This window comes from Nibricoccus aquaticus (assembly GCF_002310495.1).
Classification (GTDB): Bacteria; Verrucomicrobiota; Verrucomicrobiia; order Opitutales; family Opitutaceae; genus Nibricoccus; species Nibricoccus aquaticus.
Map to the genome: position 1 here is coordinate 1,881,788 of NZ_CP023344.1, position 12,907 is coordinate 1,894,694.

The 12,907-nt window shown below is 62.0% G+C and carries 5 protein-coding genes; 2 read left to right on the forward strand and 3 right to left on the reverse strand.

Annotated elements, in window-relative coordinates:
• Positions 1 to 43: 43 nt before the first annotated feature.
• The 3 genes from hisD to guaA are packed head-to-tail and all read right to left on the reverse strand — an operon-like array spanning position 44 to position 3,710.
• Positions 44 to 1,336, reverse strand: coding sequence for a histidinol dehydrogenase (gene hisD / locus CMV30_RS07675; RefSeq protein WP_096055466.1), 1,293 nt, complete (start codon positions 1,334 to 1,336; stop codon positions 44 to 46).
• Between the two features lie 27 nt (positions 1,337 to 1,363).
• On the reverse strand, positions 1,364 to 2,134 hold the full coding sequence (locus tag CMV30_RS07680) for a LolA family protein (protein WP_096055467.1): 771 nt from the start codon (positions 2,132 to 2,134) through the stop codon (positions 1,364 to 1,366).
• A gap of 34 nt (positions 2,135 to 2,168) precedes the next feature.
• Complete coding sequence (gene guaA / locus CMV30_RS07685) at positions 2,169 to 3,710, reverse strand: glutamine-hydrolyzing GMP synthase (protein WP_096055468.1); 1,542 nt, start codon at positions 3,708 to 3,710, stop codon at positions 2,169 to 2,171.
• Between the two features lie 348 nt (positions 3,711 to 4,058).
• On the opposite strand from guaA, the gene CMV30_RS07690 reads away from it, so the two are divergent.
• Positions 4,059 to 10,607, forward strand: a complete 6,549-nt coding sequence (locus CMV30_RS07690) for a HAMP domain-containing protein (protein WP_096055469.1) — start codon at positions 4,059 to 4,061, stop codon at positions 10,605 to 10,607.
• A complete protein-coding gene (locus tag CMV30_RS07695) occupies positions 10,592 to 12,778 on the forward strand; it encodes a hybrid sensor histidine kinase/response regulator (protein WP_096055470.1) in 2,187 nt (728 codons plus the stop codon). Before CMV30_RS07690 ends, CMV30_RS07695 begins: the two co-directional genes overlap by 16 nt.
• Positions 12,779 to 12,907 lie beyond the last annotated feature (129 nt).

Here is a 12,907-nt window from a genome sequence, read left to right on the forward strand (position 1 = left end):
CTTCGCGTCTTTGCGATTAACCTAAACGTCGAAGGCGATTGGCTCACGTGCGGATCTTCACCGAGCGGCCGTGGGCATCGAGTTTCTCCATCGCAGCGAATGCGGCGACGACTTCGTTGCCCTTCTTCACGGCAGCGGGGCCGTATTTCACGATGCTGGTGCGGCGCATGAAATCGGTGACGCGCAGTCCGCTGAAGAAGCGACCGGTGCGACCGGTGGGCAGCACATGGCTCGGGCCTGCGGTGAAATCGCCGAGGGCGGTCGGCGTGTTTTCACCGATGAGGATCGAGCCGGCAGTGGTGATTTCCTTGGTGAGCTTTTTCACCGAGGCGTCTTTCACCATGAGTTCGAGATGCTCGGGAGCGACGTAGTTCGCGATCTCGACGATCTGCGCGAGCGTGGAGACCTCGATCGCGGCGAAACCGTGCGTGAGCACGCTCTGCATTTTCTCGGAGCGGGTGAGCACTTTGAGCTGCGCCTGAACTTCGGCAGCGACGTCGTCGATGATCTTTTGGGAGGTGGCGACCAGGTAAACTTTTTCGCGGCCGGAGCCGTGCTCGGCCTGAGCGAGAAGATCGGCGGCAACGTAGTCGGCGCGCGCGGTTTCGTCGGCAACGATCATGACTTCGCTCGGGCCGGGCAGCGAATCCACGCCGACCGTACCGAAGACCTGGCGCTTGGCTTCGCAGACGTAGGCGTTGCCCGGGCCGAAAACTTTATCGACGGCCATGACATTGGTCGTGCCGTAGGCCATCGCTCCGATGGCTTGAACGCCACCGATGCGGTAAACTTCGTCGATACCCACGAGGTGGAGAGCAGCAAGCAGGCCGGGGGCGACTTTGCCCGACGGATCGGACGGCGTGAAGACGGCGATCTCGGGACAGCCCGCGAGTTTCGCGAGCGTGGCGGTCATGAGCACGGTCGAGACGAGCGGGACTTGTCCGCCGGGAACGTAGAGGCCGACACGGCGTATCGGGTGAAACACTTCGCCCACTTCGGCGCCCTGCTTGTTTTTGCCGGTCCAGTCGGCAGGCAGGGTCTTTTTGTTAAAGGCGACGATGTTCTCGTGAGCGGCCTCCATGGCTTTGCGGTTGGCAGGAGCGAGCGCCTTGAAGGCCGTCTCGAAGTCTGACGACTTCATCCGGAACTCGCGGGCGCGGAGTTTGGCGCCGTCGAACTTGGCCGCGTAGTAGGCGACGGCTTCGTCGCTGCGGTGGCGGATGTCGGCAAGGATGGCGGCGACGCTGTCTTGGATTTCCTTCGTCGCGGCTGCGCTGCGGCAGAAATCGGCGAGATCGGATTGGAACGTTTTGGAGGAGGTTCGGAGGAGTCGCACGGAGTTTGGGTAAACGGAACGGAGGGATTAGCGGGCGCCACTGATGAGCGGCTGCTCGAAAGTACTGGCGGGGAAAGTTTCGTTGAGCGCTATACGGTCGAAGGTGATCGTGATCACGCGCGTTTTGCCGTCGGCACCTGCGGCGGCAGTCGCGATGAGCTTCCGGGGAAACCGCACACCTGCGACCATGATCTCGCCTTCTTCGCGAATAACGCCGACGGGCAGCGTCTCGGTGAGGAGCAGGCGGCCGGTCGCGATCTCGAAGTAGCGGACGAACTCGATGCCCGGGCCGTAGCTCATGACGAGTTTGCGGCATTTGACGCCGTCGAGCTCGGTCTCCCCTTTATCCATGATCGCGCCGCCATGCTGCTCGATGCCGCGCCAGAAATAGAGGTTTTCCCACGTATTGGCGCGGAGGCGTTTGATCTGTTCCTTGCCCAGGCCCACGTTTTGCACGCGAGCGCCACCAGTCGCGACCGGTTCGACCCGGCGCCAGCCGAAGTAGTTGTCTAGGCCGGTGATATCGACCGACTTCTCGGAGCTAACGACGAGGCGGTGCTGGCAGGGTTTTTGGAAGATGATCTCGATGCTGGATTTGCCGGGATTCGTGGCTCCAGCGGGCGTCTCGGTCATCTCGATACTGCCGAAATAGTGGATCGAGTTAATCGCATCGAGCGCCGCATCGCCGCCGAGATAGGCACGGGCTTTGGCCAGAAGCGCATCGGCGTCCGGGGTGCTGGCCGGCAACGACGCGGACCAGACAGTGAGGGCGGTGAGGATCGTGATGAGTCGTTTCATGGTCGGAGGGCGCGGCTGACCGGCGCGGGCGGATTTATTCCCACTCGATGGTCGCGGGCGGCTTCGAACTGATGTCGAGCACCACTCGGCTGACGCCACGGACCTCGTTGGTGATGCGGTTGGAGATCGTTTGGAGAAGATCGTACGGCAGGCGTGACCAGTCGGCCGTCATGGCGTCGATGCTCTCAACGACTCGGACTGCGATCACGTAGGCGTAGTTCCGTTCGTCGCCGATAACGCCGACGGATTTCACCGGGAGAAACACGCAGAACGACTGCCAGACTTTCCAATAGAGGCCCGACTTCATCATCTCGTCCTGGAGAATAAAGTCGGCCTCGCGGAGGATGTTTAATTTCTCCGCCGTGATGTCGCCGAGTACGCGCACGCCGAGACCGGGGCCGGGGAACGGCTGGCGCCAGACGACTTCCTTCGGCAGGCCGAGCGCGGTGCCGACGGCGCGAACCTCGTCTTTGAAGAGCTCGCGGAGCGGCTCAAGGAGCTTGAGCTTCATGCGCTCGGGAAGGCCGCCGACGTTGTGGTGCGACTTGATGAGCGATGCGGGATTATTCCCGATCTGCACGCTCTCGATGACGTCGGGATAGAGCGTGCCCTGCGCGAGGAACTCGGCGCGACCGGCGATGGATTTGAGCGAGTCCTCAAAGACTTTGACGAAGGTGTTGCCGATGATCTTGCGCTTGGCCTCGGGCTCGCTGACGCCCTTGAGTTTCTTAAGGAAAAGCGCCTCAGAGTCGGCGACGCGGAGGTCGATCTTGAAGTTACGTTTGTAGAGTGAAACGACGTACTCGCGTTCGCCTTTGCGGAGGAGGCCGTTGTCCACGAAAACACACGTCAGCTGCTTGCCGATGGCCGCGTGAATCAACGCCGCCGCGACCGACGAATCAACGCCGCCGGAGAGACCGAGCAGCACGCGGCTCTTGCCAACCGTGTCACGGATTTCCTGGATCTTGCGCTTGATGAAATCGGCCGTGGACCAGTCGCCGGTGCAACCGCAGATGCCGACGAGGAAATTCCGAATGATGTCCGTGCCACGCTCGCTGTGGAAAACCTCCGGGTGAAACTGCAGCGCATAGAAGCGGCGCTCGGCATTTTGCATCGCCGCGTACTCGGAGTTTTCCGTGCGGGCGACGGCTTTGAAGCCCGTCGGCACCTTCACGAGCTTGTCGCCGTGGGAGTTCCAGACTTTGAGCTTTTTCGGGAGTCCTTTGAAGAGCGGGCTCTTCTCAAAAATCTCCAGCGTGCCGTGGCCGAACTCGCGGCGCTCGCCCTTCGCGACTTTGCCGCCGAGGAAGTGCCCCATGAGCTGGAGGCCGTAGCAAATACCGAGGATCGGCACGCCCAGATCGAAGACCGCCTTGTCTGGGTGCGGCGCATCCTTCGAGTACACACTTTGCGGACCGCCCGAGAAGATCACGCCGATCACGCCATCGGCCTTCAGCTGCGCGGCCGGAGTCGAGTAGTGATAGATCTTCGAGTAAACTTGGCACTCGCGGATACGGCGGGCGATGACCTGGGTGAACTGGGAGCCGAAATCGAGGACGGCGATGGTCTGTGGCATGGAATAAAACCGGGGAAAAAACCGCAGCCGCCCCTCCACCGCAAGAGTGGATTCCGAAGCCGGGTTTGGCCGCGGGTTGCTCGCCGAAGTGACATGCGCCCGAAACGTCGCGGTATTTTGCAGTGCGATTTCGCGAAATCCGTGCGTTTTGCAGCGCAACATAATCTTAACTTGGCTGGACACAACAGGTTGGGAACTTCAGGAAGTTAGCCGGTCCGGTTTGTTAGTTCGCAGCGTTACCTTCCCTTCCGGCGAGAACGACACCTGAAGCCGGACAATGGGTCTGACTGCGCGGACCGTCCAAATCCTCCCGCCGGTCGTCATCAGCCTTCGGATACAACCTACTCTATGAAACGCGCCAAAGTCGCCGCGAAACGTGCCCGCAAACCCCAATCCGTGTCTGCGCCGCCCGACGATGGGGCTGCTTTGTTCATGCGGCAGCTCGTCGCCACGCTTGACGCTGTGGAGGACGGCGATTTTTCGGCGCGGCTGCCGGTCGATCGCGTCGGCCTCGAAGGCCGCGCAGCCACAAGCCTAAACGCGATCTGCGCGCGCATGGAGCGCTTCAACACCAGCCTGCTGCGCTTGCGCCGCCAAGTAGGCGAAGAAGGTAAGATCAGCGAGCGCCTCGTCATAGGCGACTCGGTCGGCAGCTGGTCTGAGCGAATCGAGGCGATCAACGCGCTCGTCGACGAACTCTCACAGCCGACCGTGGAAATGGGCCGCGTGATTGGTGCCGTTGCCAAAGGCGATCTTGCCCAACAGATGCCGCTCGAACTCGGCGGGCGTCCGCTGAAGGGCGAATATCTCCGCACCGCCAAGCTCGTGAACGGCATGGTCGGCCAGCTCGGCGCGTTCTCGGTCGAAGTTATACGCGTGGCTCGCGAGGTCGGTACCGAGGGCAAACTCGGCGGCCAGGCCCAGGTCAAAGGCGTGTCGGGCGTGTGGAAGGAGTTAACCGAATCGGTTAACCAAATGGCCGGTAATCTCACGGCGCAGGTGCGTAACATCGCCGACGTGACCATCGCGGTCGCGAAGGGCGATTTGTCCCGCAAAATCACCGTCGATGTGCGCGGTGAAATTCTCCAGCTGAAGGAAGCCATCAACGTCATGGTGGACCAACTACGGTCGTTCGCGGCTGAAGTGACGCGCGTGGCCCGCGAAGTCGGCACCGAAGGCAAACTCGGCGGCCAGGCCGTGGTTCCCGGTGTCGCCGGTACGTGGAAGGATCTCACCGACTCTGTGAACGCGATGGCGTCCAACCTCACCGACCAGGTGCGCAACATCGCCGGCGTGACCACGGCCGTCGCACGCGGTGACTTGTCGCGCAAGATCACCGTCGACGTGAAGGGCGAGATCCTCGAACTGAAGGAAACGATCAACACGATGGTGGACCGCTTGAACGCGTTCGCCTCCGAAGTATCCCGCGTCGCCCGCGAAGTCGGCACCGAAGGCAAACTCGGCGGCCAGGCCCAGGTGCCGGGCGTCGCCGGCACTTGGAAGGATTTGACGGATAACGTGAACTCCATGGGCAACAATTTGACCGCCCAGGTGCGTAACATCGCCGACGTCACCACCGCCGTCGCGAAAGGCGACTTGTCGCGCAAGATCACCGTCGATGTCCGCGGCGAAATTCTAGAGCTCAAGAACACCATCAACACGATGGTCGACCAGCTCAATGGCTTCGCTTCCGAAGTGACGCGCGTCGCCCGTGAAGTCGGGACCGAAGGCAAACTCGGCGGCCAGGCGACGGTGCCCGGAGTGGCTGGTACGTGGAAAGATCTTACAGACAATGTGAACTCCATGGCGTCGAACTTAACCGGCCAGGTGCGCAACATTGCCGACGTGACCACCGCCGTCGCGAAAGGGGATTTATCGCGCAAAATCACCGTGGACGTGCGCGGTGAGATTCTCGAACTCAAGAACACCATCAACACGATGGTCGACCAGCTCAACGGCTTCGCCTCCGAAGTGTCCCGAGTTGCTCGCGAAGTCGGTACGGAAGGCAAGCTCGGCGGTCAGGCTCAGGTGCAAGGCGTCGGTGGCACGTGGAAGGATCTCACCGACAACGTGAATTCCATGGCGAACAACCTGACCACTCAGGTGCGCAACATCGCCGACGTGACCACAGCGGTCGCGAAAGGCGATTTGTCGCGCAAGATCACCGTCGATGTCCGCGGCGAAATTCTAGAGCTGAAGAACACCATCAACACGATGGTCGACCAGCTCAACGGCTTCGCCTCCGAGGTGTCGCGCGTCGCCCGCGAAGTCGGCACCGAAGGCAAGCTCGGCGGTCAGGCACAGGTGCAAGGCGTCGCCGGTACTTGGAAAGATCTTACAGACAACGTGAACTTGATGGCCGCGAATTTGACTGGCCAGGTGCGTAACATCGCCGAGGTCGCGACCGCCGTCGCGAGAGGTGACTTGTCGCGCAAGATCACGGTGGACGTGAAGGGCGAAATCCTGGAGCTGAAAAACACCATCAACACCATGGTCGACCAGCTCAACGGCTTCGCCGCCGAAGTGACGCGCGTCGCTCGCGAAGTAGGTACCGAAGGCGAACTCGGCGGTCAGGCCGTCGTGCCCGGCGTCGGTGGTACTTGGAAGGATTTGACCGACTCCGTGAACGCGATGGCGACCAACCTCACCACGCAGGTTCGCAACATTGCCGACGTGACCACCGCCGTCGCGAGAGGCGATTTGTCCCGCAAGATCACGGTGAACGTGAAGGGCGAGATCCTCGCGCTTAAAGACACCATCAACACCATGGTGGACCAGCTCAACGGCTTCGCTTCTGAAGTGACGCGCGTCGCTCGCGAGGTCGGCACCGAAGGCAAGCTCGGCGGCCAGGCTCAAGTGCAAGGCGTCGCCGGTACGTGGAAGGATCTCACCGACAACGTGAACTCCATGGCCGACAATCTCACCGGCCAGGTGCGTAACATCGCCGAGGTCACGACCGCCGTCGCGAAAGGCGATTTATCCCGCAAGATCACCGTGGACGTGAAGGGCGAAATTCTCGCGCTCAAAGACACCATCAACACCATGGTGGACCAGCTCAACGGCTTCGCTTCCGAGGTGACCCGCGTCGCCCGCGAAGTCGGTACCGAAGGCAAACTCGGCGGCCAGGCCGTCGTGCCCGGTGTCGCCGGTACTTGGAAAGATCTTACCGATAACGTTAACTCCATGGCGAACAACCTGACCACTCAGGTGCGCAACATCGCCGAGGTGACCATCGCCGTCGCGAACGGCGACTTGTCGCGCAAAATCACCGTCGATGTGCGCGGTGAGATTCTGCAGCTGAAAGAAACGATCAACACGATGGTCGAGCAGCTCCGCTCCTTCGCCTCCGAGGTTACGCGCGTCGCCCGCGAAGTCGGCACCGAAGGTCGTCTCGGCGTGCAAGCCGTGGTGCCCGGCGTCGCCGGTACGTGGAAGGATTTGACCGACTCCGTGAACGCGATGGGCGCCAACCTCACCGGCCAGGTGCGTAACATCGCCGAGGTAACGACCGCCGTGGCTCGCGGCGACTTGTCGCGCAAGATCACGGTGGACGTGAAAGGTGAAATCCTGGAGCTCAAAAACACCATTAACACGATGGTGGACCAGCTCAACGCCTTCGCCGCCGAAGTGACTCGTGTCGCCCGCGAAGTCGGCACCGAAGGCAAGCTCGGCGGCCAGGCCCTCGTGCCAGGCGTCGCTGGTACTTGGAAGGATTTGACCGACTCCGTGAACGTCATGGCTGCCAACTTGACCGACCAGGTTTCCGGTATCGTGAAAGTCGTGACAGCGGTGGCCAACGGCAATCTCCGCCAGAAGCTCACCGTGGAAGCGAAGGGCGAAGTCGCCGCGCTCGCCGAGACGATCAACAATATGACCGACACGCTCGCGACTTTCGCCGAGCAGGTGACGAACGTCGCCCGCGAGGTCGGCGTTGAAGGCCGTCTCGGCGGTCAGGCCCACGTGCCCGGCACCGCTGGCACATGGAAGGATTTGACCGGTAACGTGAACCTCCTCGCCGCCAATCTCACCACCCAGGTTCGCGCGATCGCCGAGGTCGCCACCGCCGTGACCAAAGGCGATTTGACGCGCTCCATTCAGGTCGATGCGCGCGGTGAAGTCGCCGAGCTCAAGGACAACATCAACACGATGATCTACAATCTCCGCAACACCACGGAGACGAATCAAGAGCAGGACTGGCTCAAAACCAATCTCACCAAGTTCGCGCGCATGCTCCAGGGTCAGCGCGATCTTTCCACCGTTGGTCAGATGCTCCTCTCCGAACTCGCGCCGCTCGTCGATGCCCAGCAAGGCGCGATCTATCAGATGGACGACGATGACGAAAAAGTCCTCCCCTCCCTGCGCCTTCTCGCTGGTTACGCACAGCGCCCCGGACAACCCAATCGCATCGCCGCCGGCGAAGGCCTGGTCGGCCAGTGTGCTGTCGAGCGTCAGCGGATACTGCTCAACGACATTCCCGCAGGCTATACCCGCGTCCACTCCAGCCTCGGTGAAGCATCGCCCGCCAGCATCATCGTATTGCCCGTACTCTTCGAAGGTCAGACGAAAGCCGTGATCGAGCTCGCCTCGCTCCATCCCTTCAGCATCACGCACATCGCCTTCCTCGAGCAGCTCACGCAGTCCATCGGCGTCGTGCTCAACACCATCGAGGCCACGATGCGCACGGAGAATCTTCTCCAGCAATCGCAGCAACTCACCGTCGAGCTTCAGTCGCAGCAAAAAGAACTTCAGCAGACCAACGAAGAGCTCGCCGAAAAAGCCTCCCAACTCGCCGATCAAAACGCCGAGGTGGAGCGCAAAAATCGCGAGGTGGAACAGGCCCGCCGCGCGCTCGAAGAAAAAGCCGCCGAGCTCGCGCTCACCTCGAAGTATAAATCCGAGTTCCTCGCCAACATGTCGCACGAGCTGCGCACGCCGCTCAACTCGATCCTCATCCTCGGCCAGCAACTCGCGGACAACGGCGCGGGCAACCTCTCCAACAAACAGGTCGAGTTCGCCCGCAACATTCACTCGTCCGGATCCGACTTGCTCAACCTCATCACAGACATCCTCGACTTGTCGAAGATCGAGTCCGGCACCGTCACGGTGGACGCCGAGGAGATCAGCTTCGTGTCGTTGCGTGACTCCATCGAACGCAACTTCCGCCACATCGCCGACTCGAAGAGCCTGCCCTTCGTCGTCGATTTTCAGCCTGATTTGCCACGCATGATGGCGACCGATCCGAAGCGCCTGCAGCAGATCCTGAAGAACCTGCTCTCAAACGCGTTCAAGTTCACCGGCCAGGGCCAGGTCACTGTTCACGTTAGCGCCCCGTCCGAAGGATGGACCGCAACCCATCCCGTGCTGAAACGCACGCCACACGTCATCGCGTTTTCGATCACCGACACCGGCATCGGCATCGCGCTGGAAAAACAGAAACTCATCTTCGAGGCCTTCCAACAGGCCGACGCCGGCACCAGCCGCAAGTACGGCGGCACCGGTCTCGGTCTCGCGATCTCTCGCGAACTCGCGACCCTGCTCGGCGGCGAAATCCGTCTCGCCAGCACGCCCGGCCAGGGCAGCACGTTCACGCTTTACCTGCCGCAGTACTACATCGAGCAGTCGCCGGACAAAGTCCGCGCCAATCCCGCCACGCCCGTGCCGCTCGTCCTTCCCGCGCCACGCGAAGACACCATTCTCGACGACCGCGAATCTATCGGCTCCGACGACCAGACGCTCCTCATCGTCGAAGACGACCCACACTACGGTCGCGTGCTGCTTGGTCTCGCCCGTGAAAAAGGCTTCAAGGGCATCGTCGCGAACCGAGGCAACGCCGCCCTCGCCCTCGCGCGCCAGTACCTGCCCACCGCCATCACCTTGGATATTTTCCTCCCCGACATGCTCGGCTGGACCGTGCTGAACAATCTGAAGCTCAACCCGCACACCCGCCACATCCCCGTGCAGATCATCTCCGCCGAGGAAGAGCGCTCGCACGCGCTCACTCACGGAGCTTTCGCCTCCACCGTAAAGCCCGCCACGACCGAAGGCCTCGACCAATGCTTCGAGCGTATCAAGCGCTTCGTCGAACCACACATGAAGCGCCTCCTCGTCGTCGAGGATAATGACATCGAGCGCGACAGCATCGTAGAACTCCTCACGCACGACGACATCGAGATCGCCACTGCTTCGACCGGTGCCGACGCCCTCGAAAAACTCCTCGACCGCACCTTCGACTGCTGCGTCCTCGACCTCCGCCTGCCCGACATGAGCGGATTCGAGTTGCTCGGCCGCATCCAGGCCGACGCTACCCTGCGCGACATCCCGATTGTCGTCTTCACCGGCAAAGACCTGAGCGCCGACGAGGAGAAAAAACTCCGCACCATGGCGAAGAGCATTCTGGTCAAAGACGTCCAGTCCCCCGAGCGCCTCTTCGACGAAACCGCACTCTTCCTCCACCGCGTCGTCTCGGAACTCCCCGAGGCGAAACAGCAGATGCTCGACCGCCTCCACGCCTCGAACGACACGCTTAAAGGCCGCAAGGTGCTCATCGTCGACGACGACGCGCGCAATATTTTCGCGCTCACCACCATGCTCGAAAATCAGGAGATGAACGTCATCAGCGCCACCAACGGCCGCCAGGCCATTGAGCTCATCCAGCAGCAGTCCGACATCGGCGTCGTCCTCATGGATATCATGATGCCCGAGATGGACGGCTACGAAACGATGCGCGAGATCCGCAAAGACCCCCGCTTCACCGCCCTCCCCATCCTCTCGCTCACCGCTAAGGCAATGAAGGGCGACCGCGAAAAGTGCCTCGCTGCGGGTGCCTCCGACTACATCGCGAAGCCCGTTAACACCAACGAACTCCTCTCGCTCCTGCGCGTATGGCTCTACCGATGACACCGCACGAGCCCGATCCATCAAACCAATCCAAGCCCGTGGTGAACTCCGCTCATCCGCTCGACCTCGCCGCCGCCGCTCCCGTCAGCCTGCTCATCGTCGATGACGAGGCGCGCAATCTCGACGTCCTCGAAAGCATCCTCTCCTCGCCCGACTACCGCCTCGTCCGCGCGCTCACCGCCGAGCGCGCCCTGCGCGAGCTCCTCGAGGGTGAATTCGCCGCCATCATACTCGACATTCAGATGCCCGAGATGAGCGGCATCGAACTCGCCCACCTCATCAAGCAGCGCAAACGCACCCAGCACATCCCGATCATTTTTCTCACCGCCTACTTCCAGGAAGATAAGGACGTACTCGAAGGCTACGAAATCGGCGCAGTCGATTACCTCACCAAGCCCATCAATCCGCAGATCCTGAAATCCAAGGTCAGCGTCTTCGTGGATCTCTTCCGCAAAACCCGCGCCCTCGCCGCAACCAACACCGCGCTCGAACAGGAAATCATCCAGCGCGAACACGCCGAAACGTCCCTTCGCGTCCTCAACAACGAACTCGAAGCCCGCGTGCAGGCGCGCACCGCCGAGCTCATGCGCCTCAACGACGAGCTCCGCGAACGCGGCAAAGCCCTCCGCGACAGCGAACGCCGCTTCCGCAACATGGCCGACCACTCGCCCATGATGCTCTGGCTCACTTCCGCCAACGGCGCCTGCACTTACCTCAATCGCGGCTGGAGCGAATTCACCGGCCAGAAACCCGATGACGCGCTCGGCGACGCCTGGTTCGATGTCATCCACCCCGAAGAGCGCACGCCCTCGCTCGGCGTTTTCCACCACGCCAATCTCAACCGCGAAGCCTTCCGTCACGAGTACCGCCTCCTCCGTAAAGACGGCGAATACCGCTGGGCGCTCAACGCCGCCGTCCCGCGCTTCGACGAGTCCGGCGAATTCCTCGGCCACATTGGCTCGATCATCGACATCACCGATCGCAAAAACGCCGAGCGCGCCCTCGAACAGGCCCGCGATCTCGCCCTCGCCGGCTCCCGCGCAAAAGACGATTTCCTCGCCACGCTTTCCCACGAGCTGCGCACCCCGCTCAATCCCGTACTCCTCCTCGCCAGCGAAGCCGCCTCCAATTCCGACCTGCCCGTCGAAGTACGCGCTGATTTCGATGTCATCGCCCGCAGCGTCGCCCTCGAAGCCCGCCTCATCGACGACCTCCTCGACCTCACCCGCATCACCCGCGGCAAACTCGCGCTCGAAATCAGCGCGCACGACATCCACGCCATCCTGCACGAAGCCGCCGCCACCGTGGCCCCCGACATCGCGCAAAAAAATCTCACGCTCACCCTCAACCTCAACGCCCCGCTACACATCGTCCCCGGCGACAATGTCCGCCTCCAGCAGGTGTTCTGGAACGTCCTCAAAAACTCCGTGAAGTTCACCCCCACCGGAGGCCTCATCACCGTGGAGTCTGCGGTGAGCACCGCCGGTGATCGTATCGAAATTAAAATCACCGACACCGGCATCGGCCTCACCGAAGCGGAAACCTCTCGCGCCTTCGACGCCTTCTCCCAAGGCGACCACGCCTCCAGCCCGAGCACGCATCGCTTCGGCGGCCTCGGCCTCGGCCTGGCGATTTCCCGCACCCTCATTGAGCAGCACGGCGGCTCGATCGCCGCCAGCAGCGCGGGCCGGGGACATGGAGCCACCTTCACCATAGAACTCCCCCTCGCCGAGAAAGACGTACTCACCACGGATGATACCGCCGGAGAAAAATCATCGCCCACGATCACCGCGGAGAAATCCGCGCCCGGCGCGATTCGTGGCCGCATTCTCCTCGTCGAAGATCACGAACCCACCCGCGTCGCGCTCGAGCGTCTCCTCATCCGCCGCCGCTTCGAGATCGTCAGCGCCGCGTCACTCGCCGAGGCCCGCAAAGCCGCCGAGCCCGGTGGCTTCGACCTGCTCATCTCCGACATCGGCCTGCCCGACGGCAATGGCTACGATCTCATGGCCGAGCTCCGCACCCGCTTCAATCTGCCCGGTATCGCCCTCAGCGGCTACGGCATGGATGAAGATATCGCCCGCAGCGAAGCCGTCGGCTTCCGCCATCACCTGACCAAGCCCGTCCGCGTCCAGGCACTCGATAAAGCGCTGGCATCGCTCATACACTAGCAGCCGTTTGGACTTTGTCCGCCTGCGCTGGAGTGCCCTGCTTCGTCAACGCCGCAACCGCGGGAAAACCTGCCTGCCCAGAAGCGAACGGCACCGCCCCCCGCATGTGTTAACCAGCCAGCCAGCCCC

What these genes read in the sequence shown, in the direction of transcription:
- CMV30_RS07680 (WP_096055467.1), bottom strand. Translation starts at nt 2,134, where the DNA reads ATGAAACGACTCATCACGATCCTCACCGCCCTCACTGTCTGGTCCGCG.
- guaA (WP_096055468.1), bottom strand. Translation starts at nt 3,710, where the DNA reads ATGCCACAGACCATCGCCGTCCTCGATTTCGGCTCCCAGTTCACCCAG.
- CMV30_RS07690 (WP_096055469.1), top strand. Translation starts at nt 4,059, where the DNA reads ATGAAACGCGCCAAAGTCGCCGCGAAACGTGCCCGCAAACCCCAATCC.
- CMV30_RS07695 (WP_096055470.1), top strand. Translation starts at nt 10,592, where the DNA reads ATGGCTCTACCGATGACACCGCACGAGCCCGATCCATCAAACCAATCC.